Raw genomic sequence first — 21,680 nt, forward strand, 5'->3', positions numbered from 1 at the left:
CTGCACGAACCAGAGAAATTTATGTGCCGCAGCCTATTTGCCTGCCGCTTTGCTTCCAAGACGCAGCATCAGCGCAGTACCGGCCATAATTATGACCCCGCTGAGCGCATAGACAGCCATTAAAGAGAAGGCGTGCTTCAAATAGCCGGACAAGGACATGCCAATGACCATCATCCCCATAAAAACAGGCATAATCGCTCCGGATACCCGGCCCATAAAAGCCATCTCCGTGTTTTGCACGATAAGCGTCTGAATGCCGCCTTGTATGGACGGATATACCAAACCGCTGATGACGAGCAGCAGAATGGTGAGCCAGATCATCGTCGATGCGCCGATGCCAACCGTACAGAAGGCAGTAATCAGCAATCCGCCGATAAACAGTTGCCGCGGCTTCGCCTTTTTCGCTAATCCCATTATGGCGATACCCCCAATCAGCATCGCTGCGCCATTCGTCATGACGAGCCACTGCAGGAAGCCAGTATCCTGTCCCAGCTGCTCTACCACGATAAAGATCTGTAGCGGCTGAGTGAGTCCGGAAGCAAAGCCAACTATCGCAAAGCTGAAGGACAGAGTTCGCAAAGCCGTGTTCGACCTGACATAACGCAAGCCTGCCGTCAGTTCCTTGCCGAAGCTGGTGCTCGCATCCGGTCTTGGGTCCACGGTATCTCTCGGCAAGGTAGCAAGAATGATGGACGAGCCCAAGAATAAGACAGCCGTAAGGATAAGCGAAATATGAATGCCAAGCTTCAGAAAGACGATGGTGCCGATCACCGGCCCCAGAACCATAAAGATGGCGACAAGCGTTTGGGACAACGCCATGACACTTTGCAGCTGCTCAGCCGGGACATGGCGTTTGTAGAGCTTCATGCCGGAAGGCTGCGAGAATTGCGACAGGCTGGCAGACACGAAGGAACCGATAAGCAGGGCCAACCACCCGCCGTTCATCAGAGCAAGCAGAACTGCCACTACGGATAGGGCAGAAAGCACATCACTGCCCACCATCGTCCGTTTTGGCTGCCATCTGTCAGCCAGAGTCCCTCCAATGAGAGCAAACAGGAAGATTGGCGAGAATTCCGCTACGGAAATAAGGGAGACATAGACCGGATTATTGTTGGTCAAATCCGTTACATACAGCAAAACCGCGTAGTTTCGGATCCATATGCCCAGCTGCAGCAGCATCCGCGAACAAATAATGGTACGGACATAACGATTGGAGAACATGCTGAATACCTCCAGCTTTCTAAAAGATTTGTAGGAATGACTCTGCAGAATCATTCACTTGTTTACTTATTTAGTAATTTACTAAATAGCTGGTGTTAGTGTAATGCGGATTTTGACGTACGTCAATCCGTTTTTTTTTAAAACAAAATACTTTTGCCCCGCCTGTCACAAATTCCGGCCCTTCGTTGTCTGAGATAAAGAAACTGACAAATGCGATTAATCATTGCGATCGCAACGGGCATGTTCCCCGGCTGCTACGACAATTAAGTCTTTAAACGGCCAAAGAAACCACTCCTCGTGAATGAGGGTGGTTTCTTGTTGTGCGTTGCGGTATGATCAATTTTAGTAAATATTTGGAGGTCGATGTGTGTTGACGGCAAACGATACAGCGTTGGATATTGAACAACTATACCGGGAGTATAAACCGCTGCTCACCTCAATTGCTTACCGGATGCTTGGTTCCATGAGTGAAGCGGAAGATGCGGTCCAGGATGTGTTCGTTACCGTCAGTAAGCTGGAGGGGATCGACATCTCTTACCCGAAAGCCTACCTGGTCAAGCTGCTGACCAATCGCGTCTTAAACGTGATGAAGTCGGCTCCGCGGAAGCGCGAAAGCTACCCCGGGCAGTGGCTGCCAGAGCCCGTCATGGATGGACTTCCGGAAGCATCGCCGCTGGATAATGTTATTCAGCATGAACAACTGGGCTATGCCCTTCTTGTTTTACTGCAGACCTGTACGCCGCCCGAGCGCGCCGTATTTGTATTGCGTGAATCCTTCGGTTACGAATACGCCGAAATTGCTGCCATGCTGGACAAATCGGAAGCAGCCTGCCGGAAAATCTTCAGCCGTGCATCGGCCAAGATCGGCCACTCTTCTGCCCAGGATACGGACAGCAAAGCCATGCTTGACGAGTCGATGACCCGCTTCGTGCAATCCTTCTCCGAAGCCATCTACACCGGCCGTCTGGAAAGCTTCATTCATCTGCTCACCGATGATGCCGTTCTGATCACTGACGGAGGGGGTATTGTTCGTTCGGCATTTAACCCTATTATTGGTCCTCACCGGGTTATCGCCTTCCTGGAAGGCATTGCTCGCAAAGGCGCACTCGCAGGCGACTGGCGTACGGTATCCATCAGCGGGCAAAAAGGCTTGATGCAGGTCGTACAGGATAAAGCTGTTACCGTGTATCTCTTCGAGCCTGACGAACAAACGGGTAAAATTCGTTCCATGTATTCCGTAACCAATCCGGAGAAGCTTACAAGGATTCAATAACCGCGAAGACCATTTCTCAATAGCGAGAAATGGTCTTTTTTATTGCATTGTTGCTCATCCTGCGTTAAAATAACCAAACATCCTACGTTTGGACGATTGGAAAGGAGCATCATTATGCTAAAGCAAACAAAACGGTTAACCCTTGTCGAGCAGGTGGCCGAGCAGATTGAAGGCTTGATTGCTTCCGGAGCATGGGCTGTTGGCACGAAAGTCCCGCCGGAGCCTGAACTGATGGAGCAGCTTCAGGTCAGCCGCAACACGTTGCGGGAAGCGATTCGCGCGTTAACCCATGCCGGTTTATTAAAAACAAGACAAGGCGACGGTACTTATGTGTGTTCCTCCAGTGCGCTTGGCCCCGTGCTGAAGAAGCGGATCTTACGCTCCAATTGGCTTGAGACTCTCGAAGTCAGGCATGCCTTGGAGAAGGAAGCTGCAAGTCTCGCCGCACAGCGCCGGGACGAAGCGGACTTGGAACGAATGGCTTATTGCCTCGAGCAAAGCAAGCTGGCTATTCATGACGAGAATGCTCTTGCCTATGCGCAGTGGGATGTAGAGTTCCATCAGGCCGTTCTCTCCGCTTCCCGGAACGGGCTGCTCATCGAGCTGTACGATTACATATCGGACAGCTTGCAGCCCATTCTTATCGAGATGTTTGACCAGTCCGACTTCCTGCCCTTCCATCAGAACCATGCGCAGCTGCTAGAAGCGATCACTATTGGAGACAGCGGCAAAGCCGTAGAGATGGTTCAGCACTATATACGGGAAACACAAGAACATTTTCATAACGAAGACATCGCCGGAGGTCACACCCCACATGGAACAGATCAATAAACTAGCGAAACAAGACATCAAGCAGGCATCTGGTCTTCTGCTTGTCTTAAGCCTTATTTTTGTAGCCGCGAATCTTAGAGCACCAATCACTTCGGTTGGTCCGCTTGTCAGTTATATCCGCGAGTCAACAGGCATTTCCAATTCCGTCGCAGGACTGCTGACTACGGTTCCGCTGCTCGCTTTTACCTTCATGTCCCCCTTCGCCGCCCGGCTTGCCCGCCGATATAGCGTTGAGCGTGTCATCCTGTATGCTCTTATCTTTATCGGGATCGGCACGTTATGCCGTTCCGTCTCCAGCAGCGTAACGCTGTTTGGCGGAACCATGTTGATTGGCTTAGCGATTGCCGTTTGCAATGTATTGCTTCCAAGTCTCGTAAAAAGAGATTTCTCAAGCAAAATTGGCTTAATGACCGGTATCTATTCGGTAGCGATGAATATATGCGGAGCGCTTGCCTCTGGGATCAGCGTACCGCTCGCCAGAGATGCCGGCTTTGGCTGGCAAGGCGCCCTTAGCAGCTGGCTTGTTCTGACAGCCGTCGGAATCATTTGCTGGCTGCCAAGAATGCGCCAAACCAAACAAGCGGCTGCCGCCGTATCTCAAGCCCATACAGCAGCGTCCGAAACCAAGCTGTCCCGCTCTCCTCTTGCGTGGCAAGTTACTTCCTTTATGGGACTTCAATCGTTTATCTTTTACAATCTGGTGGCCTGGCTTCCGGAGATCTTGAGCAGCCGGGGAATGACAAGCGACACGGCAGGCTGGATGCTGTCGCTTATCCAGTTCTCCATGCTTCCGTTTACCTTCGTTATTCCGATTGTTGCAAGCCGGATGAAGAATCAGCGTATGCTTGTCGTTATGACGACCTTGCTGTATATCGTTGGTATTGGCGGACTGCTTGCGGACGGCAACTCCCTTGTTCCTCTATGGTCCGTATTGATTGGTATCGCAGGCGCAGGCTCCTTCAGTCTGGCGATGCTGTTCTTCACGCTTCGCACACGTTCAACTCAGGCCGCTGCCCGGCTGTCCGGCATGGCGCAGTCGTTCGGATATTTGCTGGCTGCTATTGGCCCGCTCGTCTTTGGTCTCATTCATGACCTCACCCATCATTGGACGATATCGATCGTCATGCTGATCGCTGCAAGCGTTCTGATCTTTGTCTTTGGCATGGGTGCCGCGCGCAACCGTTATGTAGGCGAATAACAAAAGCGGCTGTATCAGGTTTAACCTGATACAGCCGCTTTTCGTTAGGCTTATCCCTCGACAATATCCGCTTCAAGCTCGCTTGCGATCTCCAGCATCTTCGGAATGACAGCCTCATTGCTGCCTGATACGTACAGATCTCCGCTATACAGGCGGAATGGGATCTTGGCATCCCCAAAGTTCCACATGAAGAAATCTCCTTCGATGGACATCGTGCTTTCGGGTCCCTTCACCGTAAATACGGAGGTGTATTCGAAATCCGGCTTGGACTCAAATAGCTGCTTGCATTCTTCTAATGTGAGGTCTTGCACATTGCCTGTTTCTTTCAAAGATCTAGTAATGCGGTAACGCTGGCTCATCGGAATAGGCCTCCCTGAAATAAAGTAAGTGCCTATTAGTATACATGACTTAGGACCAGCCTTCAAAACGGAAAATTCAATCTATAGAATAACGCCGTCTTTAAAAATCGCAATTTCACGGAAGCCGTTACGCTCGTTATTGGTCTCCCTGTCGCCCGAAGCGAGCTCAACGATCTGCTCGAGCAGCTCCTCCTGCAGTTCGTCCATTCGCTTGCCTTCGATCAGCTGACCGGCATTGAAATCGATCCAGTTCTTCTTGCGTTCTGCCAGCTGCGTATTCGTGGCTATCTTCACGGTTGGAACAGGTCCGCCAAACGGCGTACCGCGCCCTGTCGTGAACAGGACGACATGCGCGCCCGCAGCCGATAAAGCCGTCACGGACACGAGATCATTACCCGGCGCCTGCACGAGGTTTAAGCCCGGCTTTCTTGAAGGCTCGCCATATGGCAAAACGTCCGTTACGATCGCATGACCGCCCTTTTGCGTGCAGCCAAGCGACTTTTCCTCAAGCGTGGTAATGCCCCCGTCCTTGTTGCCCGGTGACGGATTCTCGTAGATCTCCTGGCCATGGCGGATGAAGTATCCTTTGAAATCATTAACGAGATTCACGATTTCATGGAAGACTTGTTCATTAGCGGCACGGTCCATCAGAATCGTCTCGGCGCCGAACATTTCCGGCACTTCGGTGAGCAGCGCCGTGCCCCCTGCAGCCGTAATCGCATCCGCTATGCGTCCTACAAGCGGGTTAGCGGTAATGCCGGAGAAGCCGTCAGAACCCCCGCATTTCAATCCGATGCGCAGCTTCGCGAGCGGCAGCTCCCGGCGTTTGAACCTGCCTGCGTATTCGACCAGCTCTTCAATCAGTTTCAGGCCTTCTTCCAGCTCGTCTTCAACCTCTTGGGACTTCAGGAATTTCACACGGTCCGGATTATAATCTCCAATCGCTTTCTTGAAGTCGTCAATCTGGTTATTCTCGCAGCCAAGGCCAATGACCAGCACCCCTGCCGCATTGCCGTGCCGAACAAGCGCGGAGAGCAGCTTCTGCGTCGCAGTCAGGTCATCCCCAAGCTGGGAGCAGCCATATGGATGCGGGAAATGGTACACGCCGTCAATGCCCTGCCCTTCGAATTGCCGTCCGGCGAGCTTCGCGAGAGTCTCGCAGGTCTTATTAATGCAGCCAACCGTATTAATAATCCAGATTTCATTGCGGATTCCCACCTCGCCGTCTTCACGCACGTAGCCTTTGAAAGTCTTTGGCGCCGTTGAGCTCGCGGCTGCTGCCGGCTCTGGAGCCGAATCCTGCTTGGGCTTAAATTCATATTCCAGCACTTCTCCCAATCCGGTACGGAGATTATGCGTATGAACCCAGCGGCCGGAAGGAATGTCCTCTTTGGCAACCCCAATCGAGTAGCCAAACTTGTGAACATGCACACCTTCGGCTACAGGTTGGATAATGATTTTATGTCCGCGGGGAATCGCTTCGGTCACGGATACCGATTGCTCGCTTCCATCCGCTGCAGGCCATCTGACGATCTCGCCCGGCTCGATATCGCGCAGGGCGATCACCACATCATCCTTGGGATGAAGGAGCGTTGCGTTTGTTATCGTTGTATTTCTCATGCCTGTTCCTCCAAATGCGCAAATTCATTCGCCAGCAAATCAAGCAGTCCTTTGATTTCGTTCAAATCGCTGCCCCACCACGCTGTGCGTCCAAGGATATCCGACAAAAGCTCTCTTACGCCGATCTCACCGTTATCCGCTTTATTCCAAAGCGTGGCCAAGTCGGCTAGAGCAGCCGCGTCATCGCGGATAAGCAGCGAGCTGCCGTCTAGCCGGCTTCCGGCATATGCGCCTTCTTCCGTTTGTTTAACGCGGTACAGCTTAAGCAAGGAAGCAAATGCTTTTACAATAAACGGCGGCAGGCCGCCCGTTTGCTCGGCGTAAGCTGATAATGTCGGCAGCAGCCTGACCTTGAATTTGGAGATGCTATTCATCGCGATGTCCGTTAATTTGTGCCGGACATAAGGATTCGCGAAGCGCTCCAGAACCTGCTTGGCATATCCCTTCATCTCGGCTTCCGGAAGAGGCACCGACGGAACAAGCTCATTGTAAACCACGCTTAGCAGGTGCTCTCCGTAAACCGGATGCTCGACGACCTCTCTCACTTCGTTTAATCCGTTCAGCAGCCCGTAAGCGGCCATCCAGGTATGTGCGCCGTTAAGAATCCGAACCTTGCGAAGCTGATAGGACGTAAGATCATCCGTCCATACCACATTTAATCCGGCCTTTACGAACGGAAGCCGCTCGTCTAGCTCTTCTTCGCCCTCAATCGCCCAAATATGATAAGGCTCTGCCGCGTTAAGGAGACGGTCCTTCACTCCCCATTCCGCATATCGGTCTTGCGCCTCTTCCGCGGGGAATCCGGTAACAATCCGGTCAACCAGCGAGTTCAGGAACCGGTTATGCTCCCTTATCCAAACCAGGAACGCTTCCGGCAGCTTCCAATCCTCCGCATGCCGCATGACAATATCCCGAAGCTTATCCCCATTGCGCTCTACGAGCTCGCAAGGCAGAAGCAGAAGTCCTTTCTCCGGATCTCCCGCAAAATGCTCAAACCGACGGTACATCAGCAGCGTCAGCTTACCCGGATAGGATACAATCGGTTGATCCGGCGCCCATTCGGAAGACTGATAGACGAGCCCGGCTTCCGTTGTGTTGGATACGACCAGCTCCAGGTCCGGATTGGCAGCCATGCCAAGAAACCGGTCCCATTCCCGATAGGGATCAATAAAGGAGGAGAAGACGGAAATCAGCTCGCGGTTATCCATGAGCTCGCCTTCATGCAAACCTCTGATCCACTGATAATAAAGTCCGTCCTGCTCCTTAAGCTCTTGAAGCTTCGGCGCGCCGGTTGGCCGCGGCTGGGATACGGCAATACTGCCCTTGAAGAGCCCCTGCTCGTTGCACCGGTGAATCATCCAATCCACAAATCCGCGAAGGAAATTGCCTTCTCCAATTTGAAGCACCTTAACGGGATAAGACTTCATCCTGTCATAGGACGATGCCTCTCCTTCCCCAAGACTGGCGTAATTCAGCTGCGGCAGGTCATTCATTAAACGACTCATTGCGCAGCCACCGCCTTTACTTGAATGCCGGCCGTTTCCGATCCAAAGCGGAAATATTGCTCGGCATTGCGATAGCAGATCCCTTCGACAATAGAACCAAGAAGCTCCATATCTGCGGGCACTTGACCGGATTCCACCCAGTCGCCAAGCAAATTGCACAGAATCCGGCGGAAATACTCATGCCGCGGATAAGACAGGAAGCTTCGCGAGTCGGTCAGCATACCGACGAACCGGCTGATCAGCCCCATATTCGCAAGCGACTTCATCTGGGCGAGCATGCCGTCGATGGTATCGTTGAACCACCATGCGGAGCCCAGCTGGATCTTTCCTGGGATCGTTCCGTCCTGGAAGCTTCCGATAATCGTCGCAAGGACATCGTTATCCGAAGCGTTCAAGGAATACAGGATCGTACGCGGCAGACCGCCGTTTTCCTCCATCCTGTCGAGCAGTCTGACAAGGGGACCGGCCAGCTGTCCGGCGTTGATGGAATCGTAACCCGTATCAGGACCAAGCCGTTTCATCATCGCCGTATTGTTATTTCGGTGCGCATGAATATGGAGCTGCATCGCCCATCCATGCTCGGCATAGAGCCGGGACAAGTATACCAAGGTAAAAGTCTTGTACTGTGCTTCTTCCTCTTGGCTTACCGCTTCGCCGCGGAGCGCTTTCGCATAAATCGCTGCCGCTTGCTCGGCGGTTGCATCCGCGTACATAACGTTATCTATCGCGTGATCGGACAACAGGCAGCCGGTTTGATGGAAGAACGCCACTCTATCCTTTAGGGCTCTCAGCAGAAGGCTGTAATCCGACACTTCATACCCGCAAGCTACCTCCAGACGGTTAATCCACGGCAGGAAAGTCGAACGGTTAATCTCGAGCGCTTTGTCGGGGCGGAAGGAAGGCCGCACCTGGAAGCCGTGACGGTCCTCGTCCATCAGCTTACTATGATATTCAAGAGAATCCACGGGATCATCCGTTGTGCATATGACTCGAACATTCGATACGTGAACCAAATCCTGCGGGGTTACTCCCTTGCCTTCAAACACTTGATTTGCTTTCTCCCAGATGATCGGAGCATTCTTCTCGTTAATAATCTCTTCAATGCCGAACAAACGCTTCAGCTCCAGATGAGACCAATGATAGAGCGGATTGCCAATCGCCATCGGAACGGTCCGGGCATAAGCGAGGAACCGGTCATAGTCGCTGACCCCTTCGCCCCCCGTTACGTATTCCTCGGCAATTCCGTTAGCCCGCATTGCGCGCCATTTGTAGTGGTCCCCGTACAGCCAAACCTCCGTCAGATTGCGAAAGGGCTTGTTCTCGTAAATCGCCTTCGGATCCAGATGGCAATGATAATCGATAATCGGCATCGGCTTTGCGAACTGCTCGAATAACTGGACAGCGGTGTCGCTGTTCAATAGAAATTGATCATTCATAAACGGCTTCATCCGGCTCACTCCTATTCGTAAAATCGTACAAGGTCGTCTACTTTTACCGATTGGCCCGTACGGATCGATTTGTTAGCGGCAATGCCTGTCAGAATCGAACGGGCTCCGTCGATATGGTTAGCTGCCCGTTTGAAGCGGTCTTCTACCGGCACGCCAAAGATATCGTTCAGAAGAACCGGATCTCCGCCGCCGTGTCCGCCTTCGCCTTCTTCGAAGTCGGCTGTGTAAGCTTCGCCGAACATCGGGAATACGATGATGTTCACGCCTTGAACGGCGCCTTCAAGTGCCTTATCGCCGCCGGAGTTGACATAGGACTGCTCAACAACCGTCATTTCGATCCGGCCTTTCGTACCGTTGAACGCAATCCGGTAACCTTCCCAAGGCAGGTAAGCGTTAAGCGAATAAGTCAGCAACGCCTTGTTCTTGTAGCGCACCATAACGCTCATCGTATCCTCGATCGAGATTCCGTCGCCGAATACGCTTTGGTCTCGGCGGTAGCCGTCTTCTTTCTCCGCATCGTAATACATCGCCTTTAGATGCTCATTATTATCCAGCGGCAGCGCAAAAGGATCATCCTTCGCGTTGGGATTGCCGGTAGCGCGTTCATAGAACTTCGTTACGCCGCGTTTCTCGGCATTTTCCCGGCCGTAGAAGAGCAGATCGCCCATCGCAAACACGGTATCGGGCTCAGAGCCGATCCAGAAGTTAACGAGGTCGAAGTGATGCGTCGATTTGTGCACAAGAAGTCCGCCGCTGTTGCGCTTGTCCCGATGCCATCTGCGGAAGTAGTCCGCGCCGTGCTGGGTATTGAGCAGCCACTCGAAATGCACCGATGTCACGTCGCCAATGGTACCGCTTTCAATTAACTCGCGGGCTTTCGTATGATGCGGAGCATAGCGGTAGTTGAACGTTACACGCACCTGGCGTCCTGTCCGTTCTACGGCATCCAGAATCCCCTGGCATTTCTCCTCGTCCACCGTCATCGGCTTCTCCGTAATAACATCGCAGCCTAGCTCCAAAGCGCGGATAATATATTGATGATGCGTACGGTCAACTGTCGTCACAATAACGAATTGCGGCTTGATCTTTTCAATCATTTGCTCGAATTCATTGCTCTTATAGGTCTTGACTGCCGGATAATCATATTTCTCTTGCAGCAGCTTGTTGGCATAATCCATGCGGGTCTGGTTAATATCGCAAAAAGCAAGCAGCTCCGATGTTTCGCGGTATCTCGTGGCAATTGCCCCGTAGAAGAATTCCGCGCGGCCTCCGGTTCCGACCTGCACATACGTTTTCTTGTTCGACATGAATGGACATCTCCTCATTGGCTTAAATGTGATTTCTTATATTCAAAATGTACAGCAATATCTGCTCAATAGCTCCGCAATATATGCTAGAATTAAATCTATACCGCATATTTTGTCATGTTAGGGGTCATTCATCATGCAGTTAAGCAACGAATTGTTCTATGGAGACGCAGACGATTTATTTTTCTTGGAGTACAACAAGCGCAAGGGACATTTCACCATGTCGGTTGAGCATATCCACGGGCAATACGAACTCTACTATTTGTTTAGCGGAGAGCGGCAATATTTCATTAAAGACCGTACCTATCAGATAAAAGCCGGCGATTTGGTGCTGATACCGGGCAACGAGCTGCATAAAACATCCGATACGGGCGTTCCTAACCATGCACGGATCGTGCTTTATTACAATGAACGGTATTTCGAACGGTACCCAAAGGAAGAAGCTGAGCTGCTGCTGTCGCCATTCCTTGGATCACGCCGGGTATTGCGTCTCGCTCATACCGAACGACTTCGGTTCGAGCAGCTCCTCTACGGTCTGCTGCAGGAAGTGCAGGAGCGTCCGCCGGGACATGAAATGCCGATTCGCCATGCAGCGGCGGAAGCTCTCTTGTTCGCTGCGCGCCATGCGATCCACATAAAGCCGGAGTCAATCGACGGTCCTGCTCCTCCCTCTCCGGCTGCCGCCAAAGCGATGGAGATCGCAAGCTATATCGCCGGGCATTTCAGGGAGCCGCTAACGCTCGAGAGCTTAAGCCGGCAGTTTCATTTGAGCACCAGCTATCTTAGCCGTACATTCAAGAAGTTTACCGGCTTTGGCTTAACGGAATATATCGGCATCACCCGCGTGAAGGAAGCACAGCAGCAGCTTAAGGAAACGGATGAGCGCATTACCGAGATCGCCGCCGACGTCGGTTTCGAAAGCTTGTCCCAATTCGAGCGCGTATTCAAGACCCATGTCCGGCTCTCGCCCCGGGATTACCGCAACCAATACGGACAAAAGGGATCAAACAAATAGAGAAAAAATATCCTTCGTCTTTTGAACCCCGCTTAAGGTATAATAGGGGCTTACATCATGTTTAATATTCAGGAGCCTGTAACGACCATGAGAACACTATCGCAATACCCGAAAGAAATTAAAGTTTTCCTAATCGCCAGCTTGATAAACGCAATTGGGAGCGCCCTAATGTGGCCGCTCGTTACGATGTTTGTCTTCGAACAGCTTGGACGCAGCATGTCCGATGCCGGTCTGGTCATCCTCGTGCAGTCGATAGGCGGAATCGCGGGACAACTGCTCGGAGGTGCGCTTTATCACCGGGTTGGCGTAAAAAAGCTCATCATCGGCGCCTTGGCCTTAAATGCGATGGGGCTGCTGCTACTGCCGGCGCTCAGTCATGCCTGGACGGTATTTATCGTTATGATGGGCTTGATCGGGCTGTTTAACGCCTTATCGATGCCGGCTATCCAAGCTTTCATCGGCTTCCGGTTTGCCGATCAGCGAGGCGAGCTGTTCAACGTTGTGTACATCGCCAACAATATCGGAGTTGCGGTTGGCACTGCGCTCAGCGGCTTTCTGGCCGATGTCTCCTATTCGCTCAGCTTTGTATTAAACGGCGTTACATCCGGCGTGTTCGCCTTGTTCTTCCTCTTCTATCTGCAGCGGATCGGAACCGGCAGCGGAGAGCATGAACCGGCGCTTATGCTGAAGAAGAAATCTTCGAACGGGACAAGCCTCTGGCTGTTGATCACCGACGTTCGGCTCTATTTATTCATGGCGCTTGGAGGCATGCTCATTAATCTGGGCAACAGTATCTGGAACACGGGCGTCTCTCCCTTTATTATTGAGCACGGAATGTCGAAGCAAATGTTTGGCTATCTCTGGACGCTTAACGGCATTCTGATCTTTGTTGCCCAGCCGGTCACCAATCTGATCAAACGGGTTGCGGCAAGCTCCATTAAAGCTCAATTAACGGCTAGCGCCGTTCTGTATCTGTGCGGGTACGCCGTTATTCTCGCTATGCACAGCTTCCCGGGAATGGTGCTGGGCATGATTCTGACGACTCTTGGCGAGATGCTGATTGCTCCGGCCATCCCAGCCTTCCTGAGCGAGAATGGCGGCAAGCATGCCCCGTTCTATCTGGGTCTGACCGGCGGAATTGGTTCCGCCGGGCGGGTAATCGGTCCTTATATGATGGGCGGATTGTACGATGGCGGCGGTTTAACGCCCGTAGCATGGCTTGCCGTCATTACGGCGGCGATATCCGTTATCTCGTTCATCATCCATGCGGCGGTTAATAGAGAAAACCAGGCGGCAGCCGGCTCCTCGCAGTCCAGACCGGTCAGTTCCGCGCAACAAAAGGCTTGAACCTCATTGGTTCAAGCCTTTTTGCTTCCTTATGCCTTAATGGCAAAGAGAAGTTTTTAACCCGGGATAACGTACATATGTATGGAAGGTAGTCATAAAACAGCTGTTTCTGCCCTCATTGAAACAGATTCATGCGAACCTGAGGGGGTGATACCGATTCCTCTTGTCACTCGTGCCACATTTAATGCAACCGGAGCGATTACCTTTACCGGGAATACGCTTGGCTTAAGCCGTTCCGATACGGCTGGCGTACCGGGAACTCAGGATAGCATAGGCGCGTTTTCGACCATCAATACCGCCTCTGTCTTTGGTACATATCCGGCCGGTACGACAAGCGCCTTTGCAAGCAACAGCTCATCGGCGATCTTGACTTTGCCGGCGGGCAGTACCATTCTGTACGCAGAGTTGATCTGGGGCGGCTCCTATATTAATGGAACGACGGATCTCAGCGCGTTCATTAATAATCCGGTTACCTTTACGACACCGGCCGGCACATTCACTGTCTCGGTGGATGCTGCGACAAGCAATCAAGTCAATTTGGGCAACGGAGCCTTTGCTTATGTACGGTCGAACAATGTAACGTCTCTAATTACGCAAGGCGGAGCGGGTACGTATGCAACGGGAAACGTGGTTGGCACCATTGTTATTCCAGGCGATTCAACCGCTAATCATTGCGGGTGGACGCTAGGCGTCATTTATCAGAACCCATCGCTTCCCTTCCGCAACATGTCGCTTCGTGCCGGTGCCGTGCTTGTGCAGGCCGACTCCGGTCCAGTATCAACAACTTTAACCGGATTTGCAACGCCAATCTCCGGCACTCTCGGAGGAAGAGCATTATTCAGCGCGCAGGAAGGCGACGCGAACCGGACGGGCGACCAGGCTTTATTTGGCCCAACCAGCGGTACTGCCGCAGCCTTGTCCGGAACGAATAACTTTGCCAACAACTTCTTCGCTTCGCAGATCAATAATGACGCGGGTGCGCTGAATACGACAGGAACCTTCGGCAACCGCAATCAGACCAACGGAGCCCCGGGCTCCAACATTTCAGCCGGACGGCAAGGCTGGGATATTACGAATGTCGATGTCTCCGCACGCCTTATCAATAACCAGTCCTCAGCCGTGCTTATACTGACTACATCCGGCGATGCGTATGTCGTAAATGCCAATGCCATTCAAATTAACATTAACTCGCCGACCATTAACGTCACGAAAGGAGCAAGCGTTTCCGGCGCGGTAGTTGGCGATACGATTACGTACACGGTAACGGTCAGCAACACGGGCACGGCCAATGCGGCTAGCGTCGTTCTTACCGATGCTCTGCCAGCTGGCCTTACATTTGTCAGCGGCAGTGTAACGGTTGGCGGGATTCCGCGGCCGACCTACGATATTCTGGCGGGCGCTCCCTTGGGAGCTCTGAATCTGAACAGCTCTGTTGTCGTAACCTACCGGGCAGTCGTCAGCTCTCTGCCAAGCACATTCTTGCTGCCCAACAGCGCGAAGGCTGCCTTTACGTTCCAGATGGTTGCCGGCGGTCAGAATATTACCGGCGTCATTCCTTCCAATACCGTATCTACGCCGGTGTATTCCCCGATTATCGGGATATCCAAAAGCTCTAACCGGACGACAGCTACCGTTGGCAGTACGGTGACCTATACCCTATTAGTGGCCAATACCGGTAATCGAGCCGCTAATGTGACACTGGCAGACAATATTCCAACGGGAAGTTCCTTCATCCCCGGAACGTTCCGGGTGAACGGAAATGTAATCCCGGGAGCCAATCCGCCTGCTGGCGTTGCGATCGGGTCCGTTGCGGCAGGAGCAACCTCAACGGTCACTTTTGACGTGCAGGTCAATTCCCTGCCTTCGCCGCCTCAATTCGTCGATCAAGGCACGGCGACGTATACGTTCACGCCTCCGGATGGCCGGACGATAAACGGTTCGGCAGCATCCAACACGCTGACGCTTCCCGTCTCACTTCCGAATGTAACGCTCGCCAAGTCCGTGAATGTAACGGACGTAGCCGTAGGCGAGACGCTCACTTATACGTCGGTCATTACGAACAATGGTACCGAAGCCGTTACGAATGTGACGTTAACGGATGTGCTGCCAGCGGGAACAACCTTCGTACCGGGCAGCGTAACCATCGGCGGCACGCCAAATACTACGGCGAATCCGGCAACGGGGATTCCCGCTGGTACCGTTGCCGCGAACAGCGCGGTTACCGTCACGTTGCAGGCATCCGTCATTTCATTGCCAGCCAGCGCACAACTCATCAATCGGTCCAATGTTTCCTATACGGTCGGGACATTCTCCGGAACCGCTGCATCCAATAGTACCACTACTCCAGTCTATCAACCTGTCATTCCGCTGACCAAATCCGCGAATGTTACGGCAGCGACAGTAGGCGATACGATCACGTACACCATCCTGGCCCGAAATACCGGCAATCTGGCGGCAACCGTCACCTTGCTGGATAACATTCCGACGGGCTCGAGCTTTATTCCAGGCTCCGTTACCATTAACGCTACGCCTAGCCCGGCCTCCTCACCGTTAACCGGAATAGCGATAGGCAGCTTGGCGCCTAACGGCCAGACTACCGTAACGTTCCAGACGCTGCTGAACACCTTGCCTTCCCCGCCGGCACTAATGGATCAGGCAACTTCCAACTATTCGTATACCTTGCCGAGCGGCAGAACCTTAAACGGCAGCAGCAGCTCGAATACCGTATCCATAACCGCTTCCTCGCCAAATGTCACGGTATCCAAAACAACCAGTGTTACGGCGGCAGCCGTACAGGATCTATTAATTTATACCGTGCCCGTGACCAACAACGGAATTGCGCCGGTTACTAACGTAGTATTGTCTGATCCCATTCCTCAAGGGGCGGCATTTGTTGCGGGCAGCGTGACGATTAACGGAACGCCTTCCGCATTGGCAAACCCGAATGCAGGCATCTCGCTTGGCACGATTAACGCCGGGGCTACGGTAACCGTGGCTTTTCAGATACGCGTCACTTCTCTGCCTTCTTCCGGCAATCTTAGCAACGCGGCTAGCGTTGCGTTCACTTCGGGAGCGTTCACCGGCAGTTCAACTTCCAATACCGTTACGACGCCGGTATCGGAGGCCGTTGTCGTAGTAAACAAATCGGCCAGCACCGCCAATGCGACAGTCGGCGACACGTTCTCCTACAGCTTCACACTGACCAATACAGGCAATGCCGCTGCGGCCGTTACCTTAACGGATACGGTTCCGAGCGGAAGCGTGTTTATAGATAACAGCGTATTGATCAATGGCGTGCCTTCCCCGGACGTCAGTCCCGTAACCGGAATCCCGGTCGGGAATATCCCTGCAGGCGGTTCAGCCACGGTCAGCTATGTCGTGAATATCGTATCCTATCCTGCCAGCAGGCAGCTGGTCAATCAGGCAACGGCTGCCTATACCTTCACACTTGCCAATGGGAACGTCATTAACCGCTCGGCCGTCTCCAATACGGTTACCGTTCAGGTTGCTCTCCCGAATGTCACTCTTGTGAAGAGCGTCAGCCGAACCGTCGCGGTTACCGGGGATTCCATGACCTATACGTCTGTTCTGACCAATAACGGGATTGCGGCGGTTAACAACATTGTCCTGCGAGACCAGCTTCAATCCAATGCGGCGTTTGTACCCGGAAGCGTGTTGGTTCAAAATGTTTCCCTGCCGGCAGCCTCCCCGGAAGCCGGCATATCTCTCGGTAGCCTGGCACCAGGAGCTTCGGTTACCGTAACATTCGAGGTGATCATAACGATGGCAATCCCTACAGACATTACGAACCAGTCAACGGCCAGCTTTACATCCGGCACCTTCTCGGCGACATCTGCCTCCAACACAACGGTCACGCCGGTTACCCAGCCGCAAATCGCCGTTACCAAAAGCGCAAGCAGCAGCAATGCTACGCTTGGCGATTCCATTATTTATACGTTAACGATCTTCAATACGGGCAATTTGGCAGCGGCGACAGTCGTAACGGACAACATTCCTACCGGTGCAACCTTTACGGAAAACAGTGTAATCGTAAACGGCGTGCCTTTTCCGGGCATATCCCCGGTTACAGGCATCGATATCGGATCCGTCGCGCCTGGGGCAACCACGACGGTCACCTTTGGGGTTGTCGTCACTTCCCTTCCAACTCCGCAGGTACTGATTAATACAGGCACCGCATCCTATTCGTATACGCCGCCGGATGGCCGCACGCTCACCGGCTCCGTCAATTCCAATACGGTCAGCTTTCCCGTATCCGCGCCTAATGTCGCGGTTGCGTTAAGCGCAAACTATTCGGCCGTAACAATTGGCGACACCATCATCTATACGGCTGTTATAACCAATAACGGGATTGAGACGATTAACAATGTGCAGTTTACGGATCCGGCTCCCCCCGGTACCTCTTTTATCCCCGGCACGGTTACGGTTAATGGAGCGCCGGTGCCCGGCGCAAGTCCAATAGGCGGTATTGCCGTTGGCTCTATTCCTCCTGGCGGCACAGTAACGATATCCTTCAACAACAGTGTCAATACGGTTCCCGACCCTGCCGTACTGAACAATACGGCTTCGGTTACCTTTACGTCGGGTGCCTTCTCGGGAACGGCCTTCTCCAACAACGTGTCTACTCCGGTCTATCAGCCGGTCATTTCGGTGGCGAAAAGCGCCAGCACTTCGAATGCCGCGGTTGGCCAGACGGTTACGTACACCTTGCTTGTATCGAACGCCGGCAATTATCCGTCTACGGTTACGATAACCGATAATATTCCCGCCGGTACCTCCTTTGTGCCTAACAGCGTTATCGTTAACGGAGCTCCCGTCCCTGGCGTTGATCCGGTAACGGGTATCCCTGTTGGCTCCGTAGCCGCAGGCACCACGTCAGGCATCATATTCTCGGTTCTTATCGATTCCCTGCCAACGCCTCAGCAATTGTCAAACACAGGCACGGCAAACAGCTCATACACCCTTCCGGATGGCAGGGTATTTAACCAAACAGCCGTCTCCAATACGGTAACCTTCCCTGTCTCGGCACCAAATGCAACCGTAGTAAAAAGCACGCCTTCAACGGCTGTATCAATCGGCGATACAGTCACTTATTCCACCACCATCACGAACAGCGGGATTGCGACGATATCCAATGTCTTGTTCACGGATCCGATTCCGGCTGGCTCCAGCTTTGTAACAGGATCTCTAACCGTTGACGGTGTCCCAAGACCGGCGGCAAGTCCGGCAACCGGCGTTATTATTGACGCCATAACCCCCGGAGCATCAATAACCATAGTCTTTAATGTCCTTGTAACTTCCCTGCCTACTCCGGCCGAGCTGAATAACCAGTCCTCCGTTACTTTTACATCCGGTGCTTTCTCGGGGGTAACGTTCTCCAATACGGTCACAACGCCGGTCTATCAGCCTATTTTATCCGCTGTAAAAACAGGAAGCACGATTAATGCTACAGTCGGTGATACCGTAACTTATACGGTGGCGATCTCAAATACGGGCAACTATGGCGCTGACATCACCTTAACGGACACAATACCGGCCAGCACCGTCTTTGTTCCTAACAGCGTTATCGTCAATAGTCAGCCAATACCTGGCGCCGACCCATCAACCGGTATTCCGCTTGGCAATATCACAACGTCGGCAACCGTCTCATTCTCCGTGATCATTCAGTCCTTGCCGGCCGGTCAACAGCTTGTGAATCAGGCTTCCGCCACTTATTCGTATACGTTGCCAGACGGCCGTACCTTGAATGGCTCCATCACTTCCAATACGCTTGTCATCCAGGTATCCGCGCCTAACGTGGCGGTAGCCAAATCGGTATCCGTGCCAACCGCCGTAGTAGGAGACACCGTAACTTACGCGATTGGAGTAAGCAACAACGGCATTGCTCCAATTAACAATGTCGTTGTTGCTGATTCCATCCCGGCTGGGGCCGTACTCGTCGCGAACAGCGTTACGGTGGATGGTCTTCCTCAGCCTGGCGCTAACCCCGCCGCGGGTATTTCGATCGGAGCGATTGCTCCTGGCGTCACCTCAACGGTTACTTTCAATTTGACGATCATCTCTTTGCCAACGCCAGCACAGCTTAGCAACCAAGCCAGCGCTACCTTTACGTCAGGTGCCTTCTCCGGGTCGACATTCTCGAATACCGTTATCCTGCCGGTCTATCAGGCGATTATTTCGATTCAGAAAACAGCCAATACGACAAATGCAACGGTTGGCGATACCGTCACTTACGATTTGCATATTACCAATACCGGCAACCTGCCGGCTCAAGTTACGTTGACCGACCCGGTTCCCTCCGGCGGCGCCTTTGTTCCAAACAGCGTACAGGTGAACGGCGTGCCTCAGCCTGGAGCTAATCCGGCTGCCGGGTTCCCGGTAGGCACAGTTAATCCGGGCCAACTGATCATTGTATCCGTCTCGTATGAAGTCATTATCCAAACCCTGCCGCCATCCCAGCAGCTCGTGAATACGGCAACCGGCAGCTATTCCTACACGGCGCCGGACGGCAGAACGATTACCGGCTCCGTCAATTCCAATACCTTGTCTATCCCTGTATCCTCTCCGGATGTTACCGTCGTAAAGAGCACCACTGCGATCGACGCCGTAGTAGGAGATGTCATTACGTATGTAATCGTGGTTACAAATAACGGAATCAGCCCGGTCAACAATGTGATACTGGTCGACCCTGTTCCAACAGGCACGGTGTTTGTGGCTGGCAGCGTAACCGTGAATAGTGTACCCGTGCCTGCGGGCAATCCGAATACGGGCATCTCCATCGGCACGATTGCAGCAGGAGCTTCCGCAACGGTAACCTTTAATGTACAGGTGGTCACCATATGACCCCTCCTAATGACTTCAAGCTTCTGAACCAGACTCTTGTCCGGTTCAGAAGCGGGGCTTATGATAATGTCGCTTATTCCAATACGGTGCTGACTCCTTTGGTCGGTCCGATTATAACTGCCAATAAGACAGCCGCTCCCATGAAGCTCATTCGGAATCAAACCGTAACCTTCACGATACAGATCTCCAATACGGGGAATCGATCAGCCGAAATGAGGCTGATCGATTCCTTGCCGGCCGGCATGTCTTTTATTCCGAATAGTATTCTGCTGAATGGATCGCCCTTGCCCGGGGCTTCGCCGCTCAGGGGAGTGCCGCTTGGGACTCTCCCTGTCGGAGGCTCCATGCAAGTCGTCTTCCAAGCGATTGTCATCGCCATACCCGAATCGCATCTATTCCAGAATGAAGCTGAGCTCGCCTATGCCTTTACCACATTGGAAGGAAGAATCGTGACGGATTCGGTTATGTCGAATAAAGTGACGCTAGAAGTCGCTCCTTTTCTGCTGGAAGCCCATGCAAGCTTAAGTTCACCGGTAACGTTCCTAGGAGATGTCATCTTCTATGATCTGATCCTTCGCAACGATGGCGTGCTGCCGATGGAAAACGTTATCGTTTATCTTCCTCTTCCGGAAGGGTTTGAGTTTATTCCGGGAAGTGTGGTCATTGATGGCGTGCTGGTCCCCTGGATTGATCCCGCTGCGGGCATCTATATCGGATACCTGGCGCCTGGCACTGTCGTTACCGTGCGCGTCGCAATCCGGCTTGCCCAAATGCCTGCCGAAACCCAGATTCCGTTCCAGGCGGTAATCGAATATACCGTTAACGGGACCGTATACCGTACTCTTGCTAATTTGCTGATCCTAAGCGTAACGAATCCAACCTTGACCGTTACGCTGGCCGTTGATCATACCCGGACATCAACCCGTTCAGCCTTGACTTATACCGTCACCGTCATCAATGCCAACAGCTTTGCCGTAGATGCCTATTTGTCCCGTCTTGTTCCGCAAGGCACGTCATTCCTGCCGGACAGCGTGACGATCGATGGTATTTCCCGTAAGGGCGCTTCCCTTGCGGCCGGCATTCCGCTTGGCACCTTGATAGCCGGTTCTACCACCGTTATCGCTTATCAAGTACAGGTTCAGACGGGATATGCCGGTAATCCGAACATTCTGAATCAAGTGGAAGCGATCTATACGTACAGGCTGACGGATGGCCGGCTCGTTAAGCAGAACGTGATGTCCAATCCGGTAGTGACCGAAATTTTTGCTCCGGTCATTACGGTGCTCGCAAACGCCAAGCCGAAGTATTACGAGGTAGAGCGATCTGTCTTCTTCACCATTTTCATACAAAATACTGGGAATCTCGCTGCTTCTGAAATTACGCTGTTCCGTACCGGTTATCCGAGCGGCTTTCACTTGCTGGACCCGCAGCTTAACGATATTCAGGTACCTTCCTTCCCGCTGGCGGACGGGATACCCCTTGGTCTTCTTGCCCCGGGGTCAACCGTTAAGGTCAGCTATTGGATTTACGTATCCGATTCCGAGGAGATTGCGAATGAATCGCTCACCCAGCTAGCCACTCGTTACACCGCCCGCTATAGCTACAATTATGAAGACGGCACCTGTTCCGGCGAAAGCCAGTCGAATGAATTGATCCTGCCGATTGATCAGAATATGGAATAGCAATTGAATAACA

General features: G+C 52.8%; 13 protein-coding genes. 7 read left to right on the plus strand and 6 right to left on the minus strand.

Annotated features, from left to right (window positions below; genetic code table 11):
- Positions 1-33 precede the first annotated feature (33 nt).
- On the minus strand, positions 34-1,221 hold the full coding sequence (locus tag M3194_RS14315; protein ID WP_251654749.1) for an MFS transporter: 1,188 nt from the start codon (positions 1,219-1,221) through the stop codon (positions 34-36).
- 367 nt (positions 1,222-1,588) lie between these two features.
- Between M3194_RS14315 and M3194_RS14320 the strand changes: the two genes are divergently transcribed.
- From M3194_RS14320 to M3194_RS14330, 3 genes are all read left to right on the plus strand, one after another.
- Entirely contained in the window at positions 1,589-2,494 is a 906-nt protein-coding gene (locus tag M3194_RS14320; protein ID WP_251654750.1) for a sigma-70 family RNA polymerase sigma factor, read from the plus strand.
- A 114-nt stretch (positions 2,495-2,608) separates the two neighbouring features.
- A complete protein-coding gene (locus tag M3194_RS14325; RefSeq protein ID WP_251654751.1) occupies positions 2,609-3,325 on the plus strand; it encodes a FadR/GntR family transcriptional regulator in 717 nt (238 codons plus the stop codon).
- The gene (locus tag M3194_RS14330) at positions 3,309-4,523 is read left to right on the plus strand and encodes a CynX/NimT family MFS transporter (protein ID WP_251654752.1); all 1,215 of its coding nucleotides are present in this window, start codon (positions 3,309-3,311) and stop codon (positions 4,521-4,523) included. Before M3194_RS14325 ends, M3194_RS14330 begins: the two co-directional genes overlap by 17 nt.
- A 50-nt stretch (positions 4,524-4,573) precedes the next feature.
- On the opposite strand, the gene M3194_RS14335 is transcribed toward M3194_RS14330, so the two are convergent.
- The 5 genes from M3194_RS14335 to M3194_RS14355 form a co-directional block, all read right to left on the minus strand.
- A complete protein-coding gene (locus tag M3194_RS14335) occupies positions 4,574-4,882 on the minus strand; it encodes a hypothetical protein (RefSeq protein WP_251654753.1) in 309 nt (102 codons plus the stop codon).
- A gap of 81 nt (positions 4,883-4,963) precedes the next feature.
- Positions 4,964-6,502: a UxaA family hydrolase gene (locus M3194_RS14340; protein WP_251654754.1), complete on the minus strand. Its 1,539-nt coding sequence runs from the start codon at positions 6,500-6,502 to the stop codon at positions 4,964-4,966.
- Complete coding sequence (locus M3194_RS14345) at positions 6,499-8,007, minus strand: tagaturonate reductase (RefSeq protein ID WP_251654755.1); 1,509 nt, start codon at positions 8,005-8,007, stop codon at positions 6,499-6,501. Before M3194_RS14345 ends, M3194_RS14340 begins: the two co-directional genes overlap by 4 nt.
- Complete coding sequence (uxaC, locus tag M3194_RS14350) at positions 8,004-9,455, minus strand: glucuronate isomerase (RefSeq protein ID WP_251654756.1); 1,452 nt, start codon at positions 9,453-9,455, stop codon at positions 8,004-8,006. The genes M3194_RS14345 and uxaC overlap by 4 nt, the downstream gene beginning before the upstream one ends.
- An 11-nt stretch (positions 9,456-9,466) precedes the next feature.
- On the minus strand, positions 9,467-10,762 hold the full coding sequence (locus M3194_RS14355; RefSeq protein ID WP_251654757.1) for a Gfo/Idh/MocA family protein: 1,296 nt from the start codon (positions 10,760-10,762) through the stop codon (positions 9,467-9,469).
- A gap of 136 nt (positions 10,763-10,898) precedes the next feature.
- Between M3194_RS14355 and M3194_RS14360 the strand changes: the two genes are divergently transcribed.
- The 4 genes from M3194_RS14360 (at position 10,899) to M3194_RS14375 (ending at position 21,667) form a co-directional block, all read left to right on the plus strand.
- Positions 10,899-11,777, plus strand: coding sequence for an AraC family transcriptional regulator (locus M3194_RS14360; protein WP_251654758.1), 879 nt, complete (start codon positions 10,899-10,901; stop codon positions 11,775-11,777).
- Between the two features lie 87 nt (positions 11,778-11,864).
- A complete protein-coding gene (locus M3194_RS14365; protein ID WP_251654905.1) occupies positions 11,865-13,124 on the plus strand; it encodes an MFS transporter in 1,260 nt (419 codons plus the stop codon).
- A 147-nt stretch (positions 13,125-13,271) separates the two neighbouring features.
- Positions 13,272-19,985, plus strand: coding sequence for a DUF7507 domain-containing protein (locus M3194_RS14370; RefSeq protein WP_251654759.1), 6,714 nt, complete (start codon positions 13,272-13,274; stop codon positions 19,983-19,985).
- Positions 19,982-21,667, plus strand: a complete 1,686-nt coding sequence (locus M3194_RS14375) for a DUF11 domain-containing protein (RefSeq protein ID WP_251654760.1) — start codon at positions 19,982-19,984, stop codon at positions 21,665-21,667. Before M3194_RS14370 ends, M3194_RS14375 begins: the two co-directional genes overlap by 4 nt.
- Positions 21,668-21,680: the final 13 nt, after the last annotated feature.

It is taken from the genome of Paenibacillus glycanilyticus (assembly GCF_023715145.1).
Taxonomy (GTDB): domain Bacteria; phylum Bacillota; class Bacilli; order Paenibacillales; family Paenibacillaceae; genus Pristimantibacillus; species Pristimantibacillus glycanilyticus_A.

Bases quoted from the DNA above. Each gene is read 5' to 3' on its own strand.
- M3194_RS14375 (WP_251654760.1), top strand. From the start codon at position 19,982: ATGACCCCTCCTAATGACTTCAAGCTTCTGAACCAGACTCTTGTCCGG.
- M3194_RS14330 (WP_251654752.1), top strand. From the start codon at position 3,309: ATGGAACAGATCAATAAACTAGCGAAACAAGACATCAAGCAGGCATCT.
- M3194_RS14315 (WP_251654749.1), bottom strand. From the start codon at position 1,221: ATGTTCTCCAATCGTTATGTCCGTACCATTATTTGTTCGCGGATGCTG.
- M3194_RS14355 (WP_251654757.1), bottom strand. From the start codon at position 10,762: ATGTCGAACAAGAAAACGTATGTGCAGGTCGGAACCGGAGGCCGCGCG.
- M3194_RS14360 (WP_251654758.1), top strand. From the start codon at position 10,899: ATGCAGTTAAGCAACGAATTGTTCTATGGAGACGCAGACGATTTATTT.
- M3194_RS14345 (WP_251654755.1), bottom strand. From the start codon at position 8,007: ATGAGTCGTTTAATGAATGACCTGCCGCAGCTGAATTACGCCAGTCTT.
- M3194_RS14340 (WP_251654754.1), bottom strand. From the start codon at position 6,502: ATGAGAAATACAACGATAACAAACGCAACGCTCCTTCATCCCAAGGAT.
- uxaC (WP_251654756.1), bottom strand. From the start codon at position 9,455: ATGAAGCCGTTTATGAATGATCAATTTCTATTGAACAGCGACACCGCT.
- M3194_RS14365 (WP_251654905.1), top strand. From the start codon at position 11,865: ATGAGAACACTATCGCAATACCCGAAAGAAATTAAAGTTTTCCTAATC.
- M3194_RS14335 (WP_251654753.1), bottom strand. From the start codon at position 4,882: ATGAGCCAGCGTTACCGCATTACTAGATCTTTGAAAGAAACAGGCAAT.
- M3194_RS14325 (WP_251654751.1), top strand. From the start codon at position 2,609: ATGCTAAAGCAAACAAAACGGTTAACCCTTGTCGAGCAGGTGGCCGAG.